The 18,965-nt window shown below is 75.4% G+C and carries 16 protein-coding genes, 1 pseudogene and 1 riboswitch; of the genes and pseudogenes, 7 read left to right on the plus strand and 10 right to left on the minus strand.

Annotated elements, in window-relative coordinates:
* Positions 1-6: 6 nt before the first annotated feature.
* A complete protein-coding gene (gene pdhA, locus HLV61_RS13895; protein ID WP_440284739.1) occupies positions 7-1,176 on the minus strand; it encodes a pyruvate dehydrogenase (acetyl-transferring) E1 component subunit alpha in 1,170 nt (389 codons plus the stop codon).
* Positions 1,177-1,391: 215 nt separating this feature from the next.
* On the opposite strand from pdhA, the gene HLV61_RS13900 reads away from it, so the two are divergent.
* The gene (locus HLV61_RS13900) at positions 1,392-1,892 is read left to right on the plus strand and encodes an Lrp/AsnC family transcriptional regulator (protein WP_369256368.1); all 501 of its coding nucleotides are present in this window, start codon (positions 1,392-1,394) and stop codon (positions 1,890-1,892) included.
* A gap of 15 nt (positions 1,893-1,907) precedes the next feature.
* Here the strand turns inward: HLV61_RS13900 and HLV61_RS13905 are convergent, their stop codons facing one another.
* On the minus strand, positions 1,908-2,162 hold the full coding sequence (locus HLV61_RS13905; RefSeq protein ID WP_369256370.1) for a DUF3253 domain-containing protein: 255 nt from the start codon (positions 2,160-2,162) through the stop codon (positions 1,908-1,910).
* A 54-nt stretch (positions 2,163-2,216) separates the two neighbouring features.
* Between HLV61_RS13905 and HLV61_RS13910 the strand changes: the two genes are divergently transcribed.
* Complete coding sequence (locus HLV61_RS13910; RefSeq protein ID WP_369256372.1) at positions 2,217-2,735, plus strand: hypothetical protein; 519 nt, start codon at positions 2,217-2,219, stop codon at positions 2,733-2,735.
* Between the two features lie 56 nt (positions 2,736-2,791).
* On the opposite strand, the gene HLV61_RS13915 is transcribed toward HLV61_RS13910, so the two are convergent.
* Together HLV61_RS13915 and HLV61_RS13920 are read right to left on the minus strand one after the other, a co-directional pair.
* The gene (locus HLV61_RS13915; RefSeq protein WP_369256374.1) at positions 2,792-4,132 is read right to left on the minus strand and encodes a serine hydrolase domain-containing protein; all 1,341 of its coding nucleotides are present in this window, start codon (positions 4,130-4,132) and stop codon (positions 2,792-2,794) included.
* 14 nt (positions 4,133-4,146) lie between these two features.
* Positions 4,147-4,464, minus strand: coding sequence for a DUF3817 domain-containing protein (locus tag HLV61_RS13920; RefSeq protein ID WP_369256376.1), 318 nt, complete (start codon positions 4,462-4,464; stop codon positions 4,147-4,149).
* 104 nt (positions 4,465-4,568) lie between these two features.
* Here HLV61_RS13920 and HLV61_RS13925 point away from each other — a divergent pair, with 104 nt between their 5' ends.
* Complete coding sequence (locus tag HLV61_RS13925; protein WP_369256378.1) at positions 4,569-5,126, plus strand: hypothetical protein; 558 nt, start codon at positions 4,569-4,571, stop codon at positions 5,124-5,126.
* On the opposite strand, the gene HLV61_RS13930 is transcribed toward HLV61_RS13925, so the two are convergent.
* Positions 5,099-6,130 (minus strand): C40 family peptidase, encoded by a 1,032-nt coding sequence (locus HLV61_RS13930; RefSeq protein ID WP_369256380.1) that lies wholly within the window; start codon positions 6,128-6,130, stop codon positions 5,099-5,101. The genes HLV61_RS13925 and HLV61_RS13930 overlap by 28 nt on opposite strands.
* A 155-nt stretch (positions 6,131-6,285) precedes the next feature.
* Positions 6,286-6,429: riboswitch (cyclic di-AMP (ydaO/yuaA leader) on the minus strand.
* Positions 6,430-6,603: 174 nt separating this feature from the next.
* Between HLV61_RS13930 and HLV61_RS13935 the strand changes: the two genes are divergently transcribed.
* Complete coding sequence (locus HLV61_RS13935) at positions 6,604-6,828, plus strand: hypothetical protein (RefSeq protein WP_369256382.1); 225 nt, start codon at positions 6,604-6,606, stop codon at positions 6,826-6,828.
* A 65-nt stretch (positions 6,829-6,893) separates the two neighbouring features.
* Positions 6,894-7,703 (plus strand): annotated as a pseudogene (locus HLV61_RS13940) (YhjD/YihY/BrkB family envelope integrity protein); the annotation flags it as partial.
* Between the two features lie 23 nt (positions 7,704-7,726).
* Here the strand turns inward: HLV61_RS13940 and HLV61_RS13945 are convergent.
* The gene (locus HLV61_RS13945) at positions 7,727-10,243 is read right to left on the minus strand and encodes a penicillin-binding protein (RefSeq protein ID WP_369256384.1); all 2,517 of its coding nucleotides are present in this window, start codon (positions 10,241-10,243) and stop codon (positions 7,727-7,729) included.
* Positions 10,244-10,334: 91 nt separating this feature from the next.
* Complete coding sequence (locus tag HLV61_RS13950) at positions 10,335-12,398, minus strand: HelD family protein (protein ID WP_369256386.1); 2,064 nt, start codon at positions 12,396-12,398, stop codon at positions 10,335-10,337.
* Between the two features lie 112 nt (positions 12,399-12,510).
* Here HLV61_RS13950 and HLV61_RS13955 point away from each other — a divergent pair, with 112 nt between their 5' ends.
* Entirely contained in the window at positions 12,511-13,557 is a 1,047-nt protein-coding gene (locus HLV61_RS13955) for a zinc-binding dehydrogenase (protein WP_369256388.1), read from the plus strand.
* 55 nt (positions 13,558-13,612) lie between these two features.
* Here HLV61_RS13955 and HLV61_RS13960 read toward each other — a convergent pair whose 3' ends face one another.
* The 3 genes from HLV61_RS13960 to HLV61_RS13970 all read right to left on the minus strand — a co-directional run bounded on the left by HLV61_RS13960 (position 13,613) and on the right by HLV61_RS13970 (position 17,564).
* Positions 13,613-14,317, minus strand: coding sequence for an acVLRF1 family peptidyl-tRNA hydrolase (locus HLV61_RS13960; protein WP_369256390.1), 705 nt, complete (start codon positions 14,315-14,317; stop codon positions 13,613-13,615).
* Positions 14,318-14,321: 4 nt separating this feature from the next.
* Entirely contained in the window at positions 14,322-15,548 is a 1,227-nt protein-coding gene (locus HLV61_RS13965) for an MFS transporter (protein ID WP_369256392.1), read from the minus strand.
* Between the two features lie 201 nt (positions 15,549-15,749).
* On the minus strand, positions 15,750-17,564 hold the full coding sequence (locus HLV61_RS13970) for a phosphoenolpyruvate carboxykinase (GTP) (RefSeq protein WP_369256394.1): 1,815 nt from the start codon (positions 17,562-17,564) through the stop codon (positions 15,750-15,752).
* Between the two features lie 221 nt (positions 17,565-17,785).
* Here HLV61_RS13970 and HLV61_RS13975 point away from each other — a divergent pair, with 221 nt between their 5' ends.
* Positions 17,786-18,964, plus strand: coding sequence for an NADH:flavin oxidoreductase/NADH oxidase (locus HLV61_RS13975; RefSeq protein WP_369256396.1), 1,179 nt, complete (start codon positions 17,786-17,788; stop codon positions 18,962-18,964).
* The last annotated feature ends 1 nt before the right edge of the window (position 18,965 follow it).

Below are 18,965 nucleotides of genomic sequence, written 5' to 3' on the forward strand. Positions count from 1 at the left end.
TGGCCATCAGTGCCCGGCCCCCTCGAACGACGCCTGGTACGCCTCGAACTCCGCCTGCTGCGCGGCCAGGTGCGGCGTCTGCTCCGCGTACACCCGGTCGAACATCGCCGTCCCCGGTGGATCGGGCATCTCGACCGTGCCGGACCGGATCCGCGCGGCCAGCTCGTCGCCCTCGGCCTCGACGGCCGCGAAGAACGCGGCGTCGGCCACGCCGGTCCGCGACAGGTACGCCTTCACCCGGGCGACGGGGTCGCGCAGCTTCCACTCCTCGAGCTCGCTGGCCAGGCGGTAGCGGGTCGGGTCGTCGGAGGTGGTGTGCGCGCCCATCCGGTAGGTGAAGGCCTCGATGAACGTCGGCCCCTGGCCCTCGCGGGCGGCGGCCAGCGCGGCACGCGTCACGGCGAGGACGGCCAGGACGTCGTTGCCGTCGACCCGCACGCCCGGGAAGCCGAACCCGGCCGCGCGCTGGTACAGCGGCACCCGGGACTGCCGCTCCAGCGGCACGCTGATCGCGTACTGGTTGTTCTGGCAGAAGAAGACGACCGGGGCGGAGAAGCTGGCCGCCCAGATCATCGCCTCGTTGACCTCGCCCTGGCTGGTCGCGCCGTCGCCGAGGAAGGCCAGGGCCGCGCTCTCGGCGCCGTCGCGCTGCAGGCCCATGGCGTAGCCGGTGGCGTGCAGCGTCTGCGCGCCGATCACGACGGTGTAGAGGTTGAAGCCGGTGGCCACCGGGTCCCAGCCACCGTTGTCCACGCCGCGGAACAGGCTGATGACGTGCAGCGGGTCGACGCCGCGGGTCCAGGCCACGCCGTGCTCGCGGTAGGTGGGGAAGGCCGTGTCGCCGTCGGCCATGGCCCGGCCGGCGCCGATCTGGGCGGCCTCCTGGCCCAGCAGCGAGGCCCAGATGCCCAGCTCGCCCTGGCGCTGCAGGGCGGTGGCCTCGACGTCCCAGCGGCGGACCAGCACGAGGTCGCGGTAGAGGCCGCGCAGTTCCTCGGCGGAGACGTCGATGGAGTAGTCGGGGTGCTCGAGCCGCTCGCCCTCGGGGCTGAGCAGCTGCACCAGGTCCGGTTGCTGCGGCAGGTGCGGCGCACCCGCTCCCGGGACGGGGTCCACCGCCTCCGTCGTGACGCTCGGCAGGGCCGGGCTGTCCGGTTCGCTCACGAGCTCGCGCACTGCGCTCTCCTCGCCGTCGGCCGCGGCTGCCGGGGTCACCGGCCGGCTGCGGTGCTGGACGTCAGTGGGCACCGGGGTGTGGCGCCACTCACACATCGTGGCACGGCCGGCTCGATCCGGAGCACATCACCCCCCGGACGGATTGCGCAAGGTCGTCAGGGCGGACTGCGCAGGATGACAACCAGCAGGGCGACCGGACGTGCCAGACTGAGCACATGCCGCCCGGTCCGGACCGTCTGGACGCCACCGACGCGCGCCTTGTCCAGGCCCTCACCGAGGACCCCCGCGCCACCGTGATGGCCCTGTCCCAGCGGCTCGGGCTGGCCCGCAACACGGTGCAGGCGCGGCTGGCGCGGCTGGAGTCCGGGGGGCTGCTCGCCCCCTTCGACGCGCGGGTGCGGCCCGAGGCCCTCGGCTACCGGCTCGGCGCCTACATGACCGTGCAGGTCGTGCAGCGCAGCCTCGAGGAGGTCGCGTCCGCGCTGTCGGCGCTGCCCGAGGTGCTCGAGGTGACCGCGCTGTCCGGCGCCGCCGACCTGCTGGTGCGGGTGGTCGCCGTCGACGCCGACGACCTGTGGCGGCTCACCGAGCAGGTGCTCGCCGTCCGCGGCGTGGAGCGCACGGACACCGCGCTGGCGCTGCGCCGCTACGTCGACCACCGGGTCGCGCCGCTGCTGGAGCGCGCCGCCGGAGCGGAGACCCCCGCGGCGGGATAGGGATGCCGCGGGCGGTCAGCGCCCGGCGCGCCCGACCCGCACCGGGCCGCGGGCGGTGGCGACGTCGACCACCACGCCGCCCTGGGTCACCTCGACATCGCCCCGCTGCGCCAGCCGGCCGGCCGCGGCGCGGGCCTGCGGCATGAGGTCGCGCCAGTCCTCCGGGGCGACGGCCCGGGCCGCCTCGGACGGGCAGATGGTGGCGCCGGGTGCGCGGGCGTCGAGCAGCGCGTCGATCGCGCGCTCGAGGGCGGGGCCGGCGTCGTCCACCTCCCCAGGATGCGCCCGTGTGTCCGGGGAGGCGCGACGGGTACCGCCGCGGGCATGGCGAAGCGCACCCCGGTCGGGACGATCGGCAAGGGCAAGCGGGGCATCGGCACGCTCGGCTGGGCGGCGCGGGGCGCCGCGGCCGGGGCGGCGGGGACGACCGCCCTCAACGCCGTCACCTACCTCGACATGACCCTCCGCGGGCGCGGCTCGAGTTCCACACCCGAGCAGACGGTGGAGGCCCTCGCGCGGAAGGCGCACGTGCCCATCCCCGGCGACGAGGAGACGCGGCAGAACCGGATCCAGGGGCTCGGCCCGATGACCGGACTGGTCGCGGGCATCGGCGTCGGCGTCCTCACCGGGCTGGCGCGGGCGTCGGGGTTCCGGTCGCAGCCGCTGGTGGGCACGCTGCTCACCACGCTCGGCGTCCTGGTGGCCTCCAACGGCCCGATGACGGCGCTCGGGATCACCGACCCGCGGACCTGGTCGGCCACCGACTGGATCAGCGACGTCGTGCCCCACCTGGCCTACGGCGCCGTCCTCAAGACCACGATGGACGCCTTCGACCGCCCCTGAGCGGGGTATAGGAAGCTCTCCGCACGTCTGAGCGGCCGACACGTGCGGAGAGCTTCCTATGCCTCGTCGGTCGGGAGGGTCCAGCCGCGGGGGTCGACGTCGCCGGGCACGGGGGCCGCGGGGTCGTAGGGCTCGCGCGTGAAGACGAACGTGCCGAGGTCCAGGTGGTCCGGGGCGATCCGCAGTGGCTCGCCGGCGTGGTAGCCGTCCAGGCCGACCCAGGTGCCGTCCGCGAGCGGGCGGAAGCGGCTGGCGCGCCCCGACCGGCCGGGCAGCGGACCGAGGTGCAGCAGGCCGCCGGCCACCGCGCGCAGCACGTACGGCGCCGGGCCCCAGTACCAGACGCCGAGCTGGTCCAGCGGCACCGGCGGCTCCGCCGGACGCCACGGCCCGACCACCCGCGGCTCGGCGGCGCGCAGGTCGGCGAGCAGCCCGGGGACCAGGACGTCGAGGCCGCTGGTGGTGTTGGCCAGTGAGACGCCGCCGGTGCCCTCCTCGCGGTCGACGAACACCCCGGCGAGGAAGCCGGGCATCGAGCCGCCGTGGCCGGTGAGCGTGCGGCCGTCGACCCGCAGCACCTGCAGGCCCAGCCCGTACGCCGACCAGGCCGGTGAGGAGGAGTCGACGCCGGCCGGCACGGCCATCTCCTCCAGCGTCGCCGGGGACAGCACGTCGCCGGTGTCGCCGAGCAGGAAGGCGGCGAAGCGGGCGAGGTCGTCGAGCGTCGCCCACAGCTGCCCGGCGGCGGCCATCACGCCGGCGTGGTGCTCGGGCTCGGCCAGGACGACGTCGGCCCACGGGTGGACGGCGTACCCCTGCGCGGCCCGGCCGGACGGGCGTGGCGTCGTCCGGGTCATGCCGAGCGGGGCGAGCACCTCGCCGGCCACGACGTCGTCCCACGACCGCCCCCGCAGACGCGCGACGAGCTCGCCGAGCAGGCCGAAGCCGAGGTTCGAGTAGTGGAAGCGCCGCGCCTCCCCCAGCACGGCGTGCTCACCGGTGAGCCCCAGGTCGGCCAGCGGGCCGCCGGGCACCCGCTCCCACCAGCCGCCCGGGCTCTCCGCGGCGGCGCCGGCCAGGTGCGAGAGCAGCTGCCCGACCGAGCGGTCGCCGAACGGCGTCCCCGGCACGTGGCGCTCCAGGGGGTCGTCCAGCGCCAGCCGGCCCTCGTCGCGCAGCCGCATGACCGCGACGGCGGTGACGGCCTTGCTGATCGACCCCAGCCGGTACTGGACGTCGGTGTGCGGCTCGGCGACGTCGCCCCGCCCGGCCGACCAGGCCAGCCCGCCGTCCCGGACCACGCCGGCGACCAGGCTCGGCGCGCGGCCGTCGCGCTGCACCCGCGCCGTGCGGGCCAGCAGGGTGCACGCGGTCGAGGGCAGCACGGGCTCGGGCATGCCGGAACGGTAGGTCAGGTCCGGGCGGGAACGCCCAGCCGCCCGGTGTGCCCGGCCCAGCGCTCGAAGACGACGGTGGCCAGCGGCGGGACCGAGGCCGCCAGCGCGAGCAGCGTCGTCCCCCGCGACCAGCCGAGCACGCGGGCGGCGACCAGCGACACCAGCACGTAGGCGACGAACACCGCGCCGTGGATCGGACCGAACACCTGCACGCCCAGCTCGGAGGTCTCCGGCACGTACTTGACGTACATCCCGGCGAGCAGGCCGATCCAGGACAGCGCCTCGGCGACGGCGACGGTGCGGAAGGCCAGGGCGACGGTGCGGGGGGTCATCGGCTGCGGGGTCTCCTGCGTCGGGACGGGTCTCGTCGTCTCAACGCGGCGGCGCCTCCGGACGTCCCGCCTGGCGGTGTGAGCTGGATGGCAGGGTCGGACGGGTGCGGGGTCTGGCGCGGCGGGAGTTCTGCCTGGTCCTGCTGCGCCGGATGGCCGACCTGCGGCCGGACCTCGCCGCCGCCGCCCTGCCGCGGCTCGCCGCCACGCGCGCGGAGGCGCACGCCGCGCACACCCGCTGGCAGGCGCTGCACTCCGCGCCGCGGGCGCCGCGCGGCCTGGCGCTGCGCACCGCCGTCCTGGGGCCGGCCCCGGAGACCGAGGACCGCCGGTTCGGGGACCTCGACCTCGAGGTCCACCGCTGGCCGCTGCCGCTGTGGCCGCACCTGCGCTGGGAGGTGCTGTCCGGCCCCGGCGGCACCGTGCTGCACGAGCACCTGGTGCGGGCCGCCGGCTCCCCGGTCCCGCCGGCAGCCGACGGGCGGCTGCGGGTGTGGGAGCACGTGGTGGCCGACGTCAGCGGCCTGCCCGGTGCGGTGGAGGTCGACCCCCGGGTGGTCACCCGCTGGGAGGTGCGGCTGCCCTCCGGCGACACCGCGGCGTTCGTGTGGGGCCTGCTCCAGGTGGTCCGTGCTCAGCCGATGCGGCGGGCTCCGGCGTAGCCGCCCATCGCGTCGACGGGCGCGACCTTGACGACGTCGCCCGAGGTCGGCGCGTGCACCATCTGGCCGTTGCCGATGTAGATGCCCACGTGGCTGACCGGGCTGTAGAAGAACACCAGGTCACCGGGCTGCAGGTTGGCGCGGGAGACCGCGGTGCCCATCTGCGACTGCATCTTGCTGGAGTGCGGGAGGCTGATCCCGGCGGCGCGGAAGGCGTACTGGGTCAGACCCGAGCAGTCGAAGGAGCCCGGGCCGGAAGCGGCCCACACGTAGGGCTTGCCGCGCTGGGCCATGGCGGTGGCGACGACGGTCCCGGCGACCCCGCTGGCCGGAGCGGCTGCGGCGGCGGGCGCCTCGGCGGCCGACGAGCCCGACGAGGACGCAGCGGACGACGACGCGGACGACCCGGACGACGACTCCGAGGACGCCGGGGCCTCAGGGGCCTCGCGCTCCTCGTCCCGGCTGGCGCGGGCCTGCTCGGCGGCGTGCGCGGCGGCCGCGGCCTCGAGGGCGGCGCGGCGCTCGTCGGCGCTCAGCCGGGCGAAGTCGGCCTGGTAGTCGGCGATCTGCGACTCGAGGTCGGCCTGCTGGGCGGCGACGGAGTCGTACTGGCGCTGCGCCTCGGCCGCGGCCTGGGTGGCGGTGGCCTGGGCCGTGGTGGCCGCCTCGGTGGCGGTGACGGCCTGGCCGAGCAGCTCGCCCTGGTAGCCGGCGATGCCCTGCAGCAGCGAGACGCGGTTGACGAACTCCTCGGCGGTGTCGCTGGTCATCAGCGCCTGCAGCGAGCCCATGCTGTCGCCGGTGTAGGCGGAGCGGGCGATGCCGACGACCTGGCCGCGGGCGGTGTCCACGGCGACCTGGGCGGCCGCGAGCTGTGCGGCGGCGGCGTCGGCGGCCGCCTGCTGGGCGCCGAGGGCCTCGCGCGCCTCGTTGAACTGCTCGGTGACGACCTCGAGCTCGTGTCCCCGGGCCGCGACGAGTTCCGCGGCCTGCGCGGACGTCACCGGCTCCTCCGCCAGCGCGGATGCCGGGACGCCCCCGACTCCGAGGCCGACGGCTAGGGCGCCGACCAGGGCGAGAGCGGCGCGGCGGCTGCGCGACCGGGTGGTCGCGGGCATGCCGGGGACGGACGTGCGCAGGGACGCCACGCGGCTGTCTCTCCTTCTCCCATGCCGCCTACCGGGTTAGCTGACGGGTTCGGGCGTGGAGTCGCCCGGCGCGCACGAGCGCGCTACACCCCAGTGCTCAGGTGGGTCCCCGGCCCGGCCTCCACGGAGGAGGACCGGCTCGACGGCGTCCACGAGGTGTCACCCAGGCTGGTGACGGAGCGCCCCGTTGGACGTACTCAGCGTAAGGGTCGTGACGCGCGGGTGACAACCACCTCCCCGTGATCACATCGCTCACACCCGGTGATCCGAGGAGGGACGGCCATCCCCCGCCGGTTTGGCGGACCCCGGGGACGTGTACCGATGACGGCATGTCCTCCTCCACCCGGATGCGCCTGGCCCGCCCGCTGGTCGTGCTCGCGATGCTCGGCTCGCTGGTCGCCTGCGGCGACAACACCGACTTCTCCCGCGGCCCGACCAACTGCGACGCCAGCGGGCAGAACGCGAACAACGACGCCGACGCCAGCTGCGAGGAGACCGGTCCCAACCCGGGCAACGACGCGCCGACGACCGACGACGCCAGCACCGACGACTGACGTCGCCCTGGCTCTCCCGACGGGCGCGCCGCCGCCCGGGCTGGTGGGCTGAGGAGGTGGACCCGGTGCGGAGGCGGACGGCGGGCCGGCTGCGGATCGAGTCCCGGGCGCTGCTCGCCGGCACCCGCCGCCTGCTGCGCGGTCGCGACCTCGCCCTCATCGGCGCGGGGCTGACCTTCTACGCGGGCATCGCGGTGGTGCCGCTGATCCTGGTCGCCGTCCGGCTGACCGCGCTGGTCACCTCCCCCGAGGAGGTGCGCACGCTCAGCGGGCGGCTGGCCGAGCTGCTGCCCTCGACCCTCGGCGCTCCCGGCGCGGTCGACCGGCTGGTCGACGCCGGCGTGCGGCTGGACCTGCTCGGCTTCGTGCTGGCCCTGCTGCCGCTGTCGCTCTACGGCGAGGGCCTGCGGCGGGCGCTGCTGCGGTTCAGCCAGCGGCGGGAGAACCTCACCGCCTGGCGGGGTCGACTGGCCACCCTGCCGCTGGTCGTGGTGACACCGCTGCTGCTGTACCCGCTGCTGCTGGCCGCCCGGCTGATGGCCGACCTGGCCCGGGAGGGCGGGTTCGGGCCCGCGCTCGGCGGCTTCGCCGTCGGCTACTACACCGTGCTCTTCGTGCTGACCGTGCCGATCCTCTGGGGCTTCGGCGTGGTGGCCGGCGGGCGGCACCGCTGGGGCGCGCTGGTCAGCGGCGCGCTGTTCACCGCCGCCTGCCTCTCGGGGTTCCTGCAGGGCTTCGTGGTGTTCCTGTCCCTGCCGCTGGACCTCGGCGCACCGTTCGGCGGCCTGGTGGTCGTCGGCGCGATGGTCGCCATCGGGTTCTGGTTGTTCCTGCTGCACCTCGTGCTGGTCTCGGGGTGGCTGCTCACCCAGTCCCTGGACGAGCGGCTGGGCCTGCGTCAGGCGGGCGGCGGGAAGCCCGGCGGGGGGAACTCCGGAGCCGGCGCACCCGGGGCCGGGGCGTCCGGCGCCGGGGCGCCCGGAGCGGGCGGTTCCGGAGCCGGCGGGGGCGGCGGCGGGGGCGGCTCGGGGGCAGGCGGCGGGGGTGGCTCCGGCGCGGGGGGCTCCGGTGCCGGGGCCTCGGGCGCCGGAGGCGGCTCGGGCACGGGTGCCGGGTCGGGCGCGGGGTCGGCCGGGGGTGCCGGCGCCGGCGCGGGCGCGGGTGCGGGCGCGGGCCTGGTGTAGTCGCTGCCGTTGCTCACGAGGATCGTCACCACCTGGCCGGGCACGGCACGGCCGCCGCGCGGCGGGCTGGTGCCCAGCAGGGTGCCGGCCGGCTCGTCGCTGTCCACGCGCACGGTCCGCGGGGAGAAGCCGGCGTCGGCCAGCGTGCGCTCGCAGGAGCGGGTCCCGGAGCAGCCGGGCACGGGGCGGGTGTTGCCGTTCTGCACGGTCTCGTCGGCCGGGGGGAACTCGCCGCTGCCGCGGGCGTCGAGGATCGGCGCCATCGCGTCGCGCCAGATGGTGGCGCCCTTGCCGCCGCCGAAGCCGCCGACGTCCTCGTTCTGCTTGGGGTTGAGGACCATGACGCTCGCGGTGATCTCCGGCGTGTAGCCGACGAAGGCGATCGAGTAGTTCTCCTGCGAGGTCCCGGTCTTGCCGGCGATCTGGTGCCCGCGGACGTAGGCGCGCGAGCCGGTCTGCCCGGGGTTCCCGGGCTCGACGTCCCGGCGGAGCATCTGGTTGAGCGTGTTGGCCACCCCTGGCGGGACGGCCTCCGGCGTGCACCGGTCGCCGACCGCGAGCGGCTCGCCGTCGGCCCCGACCGCCGGCTCCCCGTTCTGGTCGAGGACGGCGGTCACCGGGACGACGTCGCACTGGGTGCCGCTGGCCGCCAGCGTCGAGTAGGCGCTGGCCAGCGCCAGCGGGCTGGTGGCCTCGGAGCCGAAGGTGAACGACCCGCGGTTCTCGTCGATGATCTGCTGCGGCAGCTCCGGCGGGCTGAACTGGAACAGCCCCATCGCCTCGGCCATCCGCACCGGCTCCTCCACGCTGCCGAGGGCGTCCTCCAGCGCGAGGAAGTAGGTGTTGGACGACTGGTAGAGCGCCGTCGTCATGTCCAGCGTGGAGCGGTAGCCCGACCCGGCGTTGCGCACGCAGTAGCGGCCGTCGGTGTCGCGGCCCTGGCACGGGCCGGAGTAGACGCTGGAGACGTAGGGGTCCGGAGCGGTGAGCGAGTAGTACGACGAGTACCCGCGGGCCAGCGCCGCGGCCGCGGTGAACACCTTGTACGTCGAGCCCGAGCCCTGGCTGGGCCAGGTGTTGAGGTTGAACGACTCCTGCGTGCGGTCGGCGAGGTCGTAGCCGAAGGTCCGGTTGACGCTCATCGCCAGCAGGTGCCCGGTGCCGGGCTCCACGGCGCTGAACATCGCGGCCAGCGAGTCCTCCCGCGGCAGGGTGGCGAGCACCGCGGCGTCGCCGGAGCGCTGCAGGTCGACGTCCAGGGTGGTCTGGATCGTGTAGCCGCCGTTGTCCAGCTCCTCCTGGCTGAGCCCGAGCTCCTGGACGACGTAGCGCTGCACGAAGTCGCAGACGAACGGGCCGACGGTGGCCTCGACGCACCCGCGGGGCGGCGCGGGGCCCGGTGCCAGCCCGAGCGGCTCGGCCGCGGCCGCGGCGGCCTCGTCGGCGGTCACGAGGTCCTGGTCGGCCATCCGCGACAGCACCTCGTTGCGCCGGGCGGTGGCTGCCTCCGGGTTCGTGAACGGGTCGTCGTTGACCGGGCTCTGGACCAGCCCGGCCAGCAGCGCGGCCTGCGGCAGGGTGAGCGCGGCGGCGTCGACCCCGAAGAACGCCCGGGCGGCCGGCTGGACGCCGTAGGCGTTCTGCCCGAAGTACACGATGTTGAGGTAGCGGGTGAGGATCTCGTCCTTGCCGTAGAGGTCCTCCAGCGCCAGCGCCAGGCGGGCCTCCCGCAGCTTGCGGCCCAGCGTCTGCTCGGTGGCGGCGGTGCGCTCCTCGGGGGTGTCGGCGGTCTGCAGCAGCGTCTGCTTGACCAGCTGCTGGGTGAGCGTCGAGCCGCCCTCGGCCACCTCCCCCGCGGCGATGTTGGTGGCCAGCGCGCGCAGGGTCCCCTGCACGTCGAGGCCGCGGTGGCCGTAGAACCGGGAGTCCTCGATGGCCACGAGCGCGTCCTTCATGACGCCCGCGATCTGCTCCGGCTCGACCGGGTCGCGGTTCTCGTCGTAGAAGTACGTGATCGGCTCGCCGTTCGCGGCCAGCAGGACGGTGTTCCCCGCCGGCGGGTCGTCGGTGAACTCGGTGGGCAGGTCGCCGAGCAGCCCGGTGGACTGCTGCGCGGCGACCGTCGGGCCCCCGATCCACGGGAGGAGCAGACCCGCCACCAGGACCCCGGCGACCACGATGGTGGCGGCCAGCCGCAGCAGCGTGCCGGCCCGGCTGTCGTGCCGGTCCATGCGCCCCCCTCCTCGGCCGGGCTCATGGAAACCGAGATCACCGCCGGCCACAACCACCCGCGCCGTACGGTCCCGCGGTCGGGGGACCACCTCAGCCGGCCAGGAGGGCCGGCAGGTCCCCGCGGTGCAGGACGACGAGGGTGCTCACCGCGCGGGTGAGCACCACGTACAGGCGGGACAGCCCGCGCGGCTCGGCGGCCACGATCGCCGCCGGGTCGGCGACGACGACGGCGTCGAACTCCAGGCCCTTGGCCAGGGTCGCGGGGACGACGGCGATCCGCGCGGCGGGCGACCCGTCGTCGGCCAGCACCGCTGCGGGCAGCCCCGCGTCGCCCAGCAGCCGCGCGACACCGGGCACCGCGTCGTCGGCGCAGACCACGCCGATCGACCCGGGACCGGCCGCGAGCTCGGCCACCACCTCCGCCAGCGGCCCGGCGAGGTCGGTGACCGGCCGGACGGTGAGCGCGCCGGGGTCGTGCCGCACGGCGGTGGCCGCCGGCAGACCGGGCGCGATCGCCGGCAGCAGCCGGTTGGCGTAGTCGAGGACCTCCCCGGGCACCCGGTAGCCGCGGGTCAGCGGGCGGACGGCGGTCTCCGGCCGGCCCAGGCCCTCGAGCGTGGGCGCCCAGTCCGCCGGCGACCAGGGGCTGGTGGCCTGGGCGAGGTCGCCGAGCACGGTGAGCGACCCGGCGGCCAGCCGGCGGGCCACCGCGCGGCACTGCAGCGGCGAGAGGTCCTGCGCCTCGTCGACGACGACGTGCCCGTAGCCCGTCGTCCGCTCGAGCAGCCCGGCCACCTCGTCGACCAGGACGGCGTCGGCCGCGGTCCAGGGCGCGGTGCGGACCGAGCGCGGCGCCGGCCGGTGCAGCAGCGCCTGCTCCTCGGCGGTGAGCACGCCCCGCGCGGCGCGGGCGAGGACGGCGGGGTCGCCGAGCAGCTCGGCCACCAGCCCGGCGGGGTCCCGGGCGGGCCAGACGGCGTCGCAGAACGCCCGGACCTCGGGGCTGCGCGCGGCCCGCCGGACCTCCCCGTCGGGAGGGCTGCCGCCGGCCTCCTCCCGCTGGCGCCGCGCGTCCCCGGCCACGAGCATCGCCAGCCGCTCGCGACCGGCGGCGTAGTGCAGGCGCTGCTGGTCGTCGGCCACCCGGCCGCGGCGGCGCAGGTCGTCGACGTACCGCTTGAGCCGCTCCACCGCCACCCGGTACCGGCGGCCGCCCAGCGGCACCAGGACGTCGTCGGCGGGCTTGGCGACGGCCCCCCACAGCGCCCGCTCGAGCACCTGCGCCATGCGGGCGTCGCCCTTGAGGACGGCGACCTCCGGGGCGTCCTGCGCCCGCACCGGGACGCGGCCGGTGAGCTCGGCGACCGTCGTCTGGTCGACGTCGACCTCGCCGAGGGTGGGCAGCACCTGCTCGATGTAGCGCAGGAACGCCCGGTTGGGGCCGACGACGAGGACGCCGGTGCGCGCCAGCTGCCCACCGTGCGTGTACAGCAGGTAGGCGGCGCGGTGCAGGCCGACGGCGGTCTTGCCGGTGCCCGGGGCGCCCTGCACGCAGACCGACTCGGCCAGCGGTGCGCGGACGATCTCGTCCTGCTCGGGCTGGATGGTCGCCACGATGTCGCGCATCGGGCCGCTGCGGGGGCGTTCGATCTCCTCCCGCAGCAGGGTGCCGTCGCCCTCCTCACCGGCCCCCAGCAGCTCGTCCTCGTAGCTGGTGAGCTCGCCGCCGGAGAAGCCGAACCGGCGGCGGCGGACCAGGCCCTGCGGATCGGCAGCGCTGGCCCGGTAGAACGGCCGGCTCACGGGTGCCCGCCAGTCGATGACCACCGGGGAGCCGGTGGCGTCGCGGACGTGCCGGCGGCCGATGTGGAAGGTCTCGGTGCCCTCCCCCGCCCGCCCGTCGGTACGGCCGAAGAAGGCGGGGACGCCGGGGTCGGCGGCCAGGGAGCGCAGCCGCTCGGCGCGGGCGGCACCGAGCCGCTCGGAGGCCCAGGCGTCGACACCGGCGTCGACGACGGCGTCGGCGGCGGTACGCATCTCGGTGAGGCAGTCGTCGGCGCGGGCCAGGTGGGCGCGCTCGGCGGCGAGGACGGGGTCGGTCCCCGGATCGGTAGGAGTGGCGGTCCCGGTCGTGTCGGTCGGTGTCGCGGACACGGTCGGTGGACGTTACGCCGCCGTCGTCCGGCCGTCTCCCGCCTTTCGCGCGCGGGAGGCGGAGACGGGAGGCGCCGGTGTGGGGAGGCCGGGCCCTGGGGAGGATCGGGCCATGTCCGACCCGATGCTGTCCGACTCGAGGCTGTCCGACTCGATGCTCGCCGGCCGGCTCAACGTGCGCACCAAGCAGTTCGAGGTCACGGAGGTGCCGCGCCCGACGCCCGGTCCCGGCCAGGTCCTCGTCGAGGTGCGCGCCGCGGGCATCTGCCTCTCCGACGTCCACCTCATCGAGGGCCAGCTCAACCCGCTGTTCCTGCAGGGCGACGAGGTCACCCTCGGGCACGAGGTCGCCGGCGTCGTCGCCGAGCTCGGGGACGGCGTGACCGGCGCGCAGGCCGGGCAGCGGGTCACCCTGCAGGCCGGCGAGGAGGTCGACGGGTGGATCCACACCCGCGGCGTGGACTACGACGGCGGGTGGGCGCAGTACGCGCTGTCCACCGTCGAGACGCTGGTGCCCATCCCCGACGACCTGCCCTTCGAGCAGGCCTGCATCGTCCCCGACGCGGTCTCCACGCCGTGGGCCTCGATCGTGAAGACCGCCGGCGTGCGTGCGGGCGAGCCGGTGGGCGTGTGGGGCATCGGCGGCCTGGGGGCGCACGCGGTGCAGCTGCTGCGGCTGGCCGGCGCGGCGCCGATCGTCGCCGTCGACCCGGTGGAGTCCGCCCGGGAGCGGGCGCTGGCCTTCGGCGCCGACCTCGCGCTGGACCCCGCCGAGGACATCGCCACCCGCGTGCGGGAGCTGACCGGCGGGGCGGGGCTGGCCCACGCGTTCGACTTCGCCGGCGTGGCCCCGGTGCGGGAGCAGGCGGTCCGCTGCCTGGAGCGCGAGGGCCAGCTGGTGCTCGTCGGCCTCACCGACCAGCCGCTGACCATCCGCAACGGCACCCAGTTCAGCTACTTCTCCCAGCGGATCCTCGGCCACTACGGCTCCGAGCCCCAGCACGTGGAGCAGCTCGTCGGCCTGATCCGGCACGGTCGCCTCGACCTGTCCCGCTCGATCTCCGGCACGCTGCCGCTGGAGGAGGCCGCGCGGGGCGTGGAGATGCTCGAGCGCAAGGAGGGCAACCCGATCCGCCTGGTCCTGCAGCCCAACGGCTGAGGCCCGGGAGGGGCCTTTGTCGCGCTATGGGCCCCCCGAGGGGGCTTTGCCGCGCTCAGGGCCCCCCGAGGGGGCCTTTGTCGCGCTCTTGGCTCCCGGGGAGGTCGCCGGGCTCCACGATGTGGACCTGCACCGCCCGGAACCGCCCCGGGGTGCCGAGCAGGACCTCCTTCGTCGGCTCACCGACCTCCAGCGCCGGCTCCCGGCGCAGCGCCGCCAGGGACGCGAGCCGGGGGTCGGCGAGCACGGCGTCGACCATCCCCCGGTCGCCGCCGGTGAACAGCGCGGTCACCGCGCCGGCGTGCGGCAGCAGGACGCGGGCGGCGGTGTCGGCGGCGGAGGTGACGACGGCGTCGGCCTGGTTGCCGCGGCGGCGGGCGAAGCGCTGCTGGCTCCAGCCCCCGGCGGCGCTGCGGCCCTGCACGAGGCGGCTGTCGATCTTGGAGACGACGAGGTCCGCGCCGTCGAAGACGCCGGTGGCCCAGCGCCCCCGGCGCACCAGCAGGACCGCCGCGCGCCGGGGTTGCCGCGCGGCGGCGGTGAAGGCGGTCAGCAGCGGCGCCGCCGGCGTCCAGCCGAAGGGCGCGCGCAGGGTCAGCATGGTGCCGTCGGCGCACGACACGTGGAGGGCACCGTCGTCGCCGGCCCGCGCCTCGAACGCGCCGTGCCGCGTGACGACGCCGTCCAGCCAGCGGCCCAGCCGCTCCGGTGCGACGCCGAGGACGCGGCCGCCGCCGGCCGCCGGCCGGGGGCGGGTCACCGGCTCAGCCGGTGACCTCACCGGCGAGCGCCGGCTCGGCGAGGTTCTCGGCCGGCACGTGCAGCAGCCGCTGCGCGGCGATCACGACCACCGCGGCGATCCCGGCCGAGGCCGTCGCCACGAGGAAGGCGGCGTTGGCACCCACGGTGTCGACGATCTTCCCGGCGATCGAGGTGCCGACGGCGACGCCGAGGCCGAGCGCGGTGCCGATCCACGTGAACGCCTCGGTGACGGCGGACTTCGGCACGATCAGCTCGGCGAGGGTGAACGAGCTGATCAGCGACGGCGAGACGGCCACGCCGGCCAGCACGACGAACGGGATCATCACCCAGACGTTCTCGATGAGCGCCAGCGGCACCGACAGCACGGTGAGCACCACCAGGACGACGAGCAGCCGGTGGCGCAGCGGGTGGCGCCAGTGCACCGCGCCCCAGCCGATGCCGCTGACCATCGACCCCACGGCGAGCCCCGCGATGAGCACGCCCGACAGGCCCATGGCGCCGGCCTCGTCGGCGAAGGCGACCAGCGCGATCTCCAGCGTGCCGAGGATCGACCCGACGGCGGCACCGACGACGAACAGCACGCGCAGGCCCGGCGTCCGGATGGCCGAGGGCCCCTTGCGCGCCTCGTGGCCGTGCGGCGGCGGCTCGGTGCGGCCCTGGGCGGCGAACAGCAGCGCGCCGACGACGGCGAGGGTGAACGCGGTGACCACGCCCGAGGTCGCGTGCCCGGTGGTCGACAGGAACGTGACCAGCACCGGTCCGACGATGAAGACCATCTCGTCGACGACGGACTCCATGGCCAGCGCCGCGGGCAGCCGCGAGGTGCCGCGGAGCAGGTGGGTCCACCGCACGCGGATCATGGAGGCGACCGGCGGGATGCACGCCCCCGCGACGCCGGCGGTGACGAAGAAGGTCCAGCGCGGCCAGTCCTCCTTCACCGCGGTGAGGAAGAACGCGCCGGCCGCGGCGAACAGCACGATGACCGGCAGCAGGGTGCGGCGCTGGCCGAAGGCGTCGGCGAGCCGGCCGAGGACCGGACCGGCCAGGGCGGTGGTGACCGCGCCGGCGGCGGCGACGGTGCCGCCGAGGCCGTAGGAGCCGGTCTCGTCGGCGATGAGCAGGACGCAGCCGAGTCCGACCATCGACAGGGGCAGCCGGCCGATGAAGGCGGCGAGCACCATGGGCAGCGCGTGCGGCGTACGCAGCACGTGCAGGTAGGGATTGGGCACCGGGGAGGGACCTGTCGTCAGGGGGACGCTGGTTCGCCCGCCACGCTAACCGACGCCCGGACGCCGGGCTGGCAGACACCTCGCGTTCCGTGAGCGGACGAGCACGGGCCCCGCCCCGGACGACGCTGTCCGGTGCGGGGCCCGCGTGGCCCCTCTCGGGGCGCCGCCGCCGGTCCGCGAGGACCCGACGGCGGGGACTCGTCAGGCGAGGCGGCTCTTGAGGATCTCCAGCTCGTCCCACATGGTGCTGGGCAGCTTGTCCCCGAACTTCTCGAACCACTCGGTGATCTGGGGGACCTCCTGCCGCCACTCGTCCTCGTCGACGGTGAGCGCCTGGCGCACCTGGTCCTCGGTCAGGTCGAGGCCCGAGACGTCGAGCGAGCCCGGGGCGGGGACGTGGCCGACCGGGGTCTCCTCCGCGGCGGCGGTGCCCTCGAGGCGCTCGACGACCCACTTGAGGACCCGGCTGTTCTCGCCGAAGCCCGGCCACAGGAAGCCGCCGTCCTCGTCCCGCCGGAACCAGTTCACGTAGAAGATCCGCGGCAGCTTCGTCGCGTCGTGCGCCTTGCCGGTCTCGACCCAGTGCCGGAAGTAGTCCCCGGCGTTGTAGCCGATGAACGGCAGCATCGCGAAGGGGTCGCGGCGGACGACGCCGACGGCGCCGGTGGCCGCGGCCGTCGTCTCCGAGGACAGCGTGGCGCCCATGAACACGCCGTGGTTCCAGTCCCGCGCCTCGGTGACCAGCGGGATCGTGGTCTTGCGGCGGCCGCCGAAGAGGATCGCCGAGATCGGCACGCCCTTCGGGTCGGTGTACTCCGGCGCCAGGATCGGGCACTGGGTGATCGGGGTGCAGAACCGCGAGTTCGGGTGCGACGAGGGCTCGTCGGAGTCCGGCGTCCAGTCCTGCTTCTTCCAGCTGGTGAGGTGCGCCGGCGGCTCCTCGGTCATCCCCTCCCACCAGACGTCGCCGTCGTCGGTGAGCGCGACGTTGGTGAACACCGAGTTGCCGTTGTCGATGGTGCGCATCGCGTTGGGGTTGGTGTCCCAGCCGGTCCCCGGGGCGACGCCGAACAGGCCGTACTCGGGGTTGACGGCGTAGAGCCGGCCGTCCTCGCCGAAGCGCATCCAGGCGATGTCGTCGCCGATGGTCTCGACCTTCCACCCGGGGATGGTCGGCTCGAGCATGGCCAGGTTCGTCTTGCCGCAGGCCGACGGGAAGGCCCCGGCCACGTAGTACGTCCTCTGCTGGGGGCTGGTCAGCTTGAGGATCAGCATGTGCTCGGCGAGCCAGCCCTCGTCACGGGCCATCGCCGAGGCGATCCGCAGTGAGTAGCACTTCTTGCCCAGCAGGGCGTTGCCGCCGTAGCCCGAGCCGTAGGACCAGATGGCCCGCTCCTCGGGGAAGTGCACGATGTACTTCGTCTGGCTGCACGGCCAGGGCACGTCCTCCTGGCCCTCCTCGAGCGGGGCGCCGAGGGAGTGCATGGCCGGCACGAACGGCCGGTCGGTGCCCATCGCCTCGAGGATCCGGCTGCCGATGCGGGCCATGACCCGCATGGAGACGACGACGTACTCGGAGTCGGTGAGCTCGACGCCGAACATCGGGTTCTCGGCCTCGACCGGGCCCATGCAGAACGGGATGACGTACATCGTCCGGCCGCGCATCGAGCCCCGGTAGAGCCCGGTCATGATCGACTTCATCTCGTCGGGGGCCATCCAGTTGTTGGTCGGCCCCGCGTCGGCCTCGTCGACCGAGCAGATGAAGGTGCGGTCCTCGACGCGCGCGACGTCACTGGGGTCGGAGGCGCACCAGAACGAGTTGGGCTTCTTCTCCAGGCGGGTGAAGGTGCCGGCGTCGACCAGCTTCTGGGTCAGCCGCTCCCACTCCTCGTCGGTGCCGTCCACCCACACCACCCGGTCCGGGGTGGTCAGCTCCGCCATCTCGCGCACCCAGGCGAGCAGCCGGGCGTGCGTCGTGGGGGCGTTCTCGAGACCGGGGGTGGCCACGGAAGTCACGGCGTCTCCATCCTCTGGGCACGCCGGGTGTCGACGGACACCGGCGCCGATGCGTGCTGTGACCCGGGTCCGGCGGAACGGGTCCGGCCGTCCGGGTCGGGTCAGCGTACAAGCGGGGACACCCGCCTGTAACGGTGAGAGATGTTACGTCTAGGACGTCTAGGTCCGCGCGGGTGAGTGATCGGGAACACCGCAGGTGGGAGCCGTGTTGAGGGCTCCACGTGACCAGCCTCACGCCCGGATCCGGCGCCCCTCCCGCCCTCTTCACGCCCCTGGAGCTGCGCGGGGTGACCCTGCCCAACCGGCTGGTGGTCGCCCCCATGTGCCAGTACTCGGTCACCGGCGGCCTGGTCGGCGACTACCACCTGGTGCACCTCGGGCGCTTCGCCCTCGGCGGCTTCGGCACGGTCGTCGTCGAGGCGACGGCGGTGACCCCGGAGGGGCGGATCAGCCACGGCGACGTCGGCCTGTGGTCGGACGCGCACGTGCCCGGGCTGGCCCGGATCGCCGACTTCCTGCACGCCTCCGGCGCGGTCGCCGGCATCCAGCTGGCCCACGCCGGCGCCAAGGCCAGCAGCCACCGCCCGTGGGAGGGCGGCGCGGCGGTGACCCCGGAGGACGCGCTGCCGGGCGAGGAGCCGTGGCGGACCGTCTCGGCGAGCCCGCTGCCCACCGGTCCCGGGTGGCCGGTGCCGCACGAGCTGACCGCCGGGGAGCTGGCGGAGGTGCGCGAGGCGTTCGTCGCGGCCACCCGGCGGGCGCTGACGGCCGGGTTCGACGTCGTCGAGGTGCACGCCGCGCACGGCTACCTGCTGCACCAGTTCCTCTCGCCGCTGTCCAACCGGCGCACCGACGCCTACGGCGGCAGCCGGGAGGCCCGCTGGCGGTTCCCGCTCGAGGTGGTGGAGGCCGTGCGCGCGGCGTGGCCGGAGGACCGGCCGCTGTTCGTGCGGGTGTCGGCCGTCGACGGCACCGGCGGCGGGATCACCCTCGAGGACACCGTGGCCCTCGCCCGCGAGCTGCGCGCCCGCGGGGTCGACGTCGTGGACGCCTCGGGCGGCGGCCTGGGCGGCTGGGAGCACGCGCTGGGCTACGGCTACCAGGTGCCCTTCGCCGCCGGCATCCGCGAGGGCGCCGGCGTCGCGACGATGGCCGTCGGGCTGATCGTCGACGCGCGGCAGGCCGAGGCGATCGTCGCCGGGGGGCTGGCCGACCTGGTCGCCGTCGCGCGGGAGGCGCAGGAGGACCCGAACTTCGCGGTGCACGCCGCCCGCGACCTCACCGGCTCCCACGACACCTATCCGGTGCAGGCCGGCCCGCGGCTGGGCCGCCGCCGGGAGCTCCTCGGGACCCTCGGCCCGTGGACCGGCCCGGAGCCCGTCCAGGTGGGACGGTCCTGAG

It is taken from the genome of Geodermatophilus amargosae (assembly GCF_041028265.1).
GTDB classification, from domain to species: domain Bacteria; phylum Actinomycetota; class Actinomycetes; order Mycobacteriales; family Geodermatophilaceae; genus Geodermatophilus; species Geodermatophilus amargosae_A.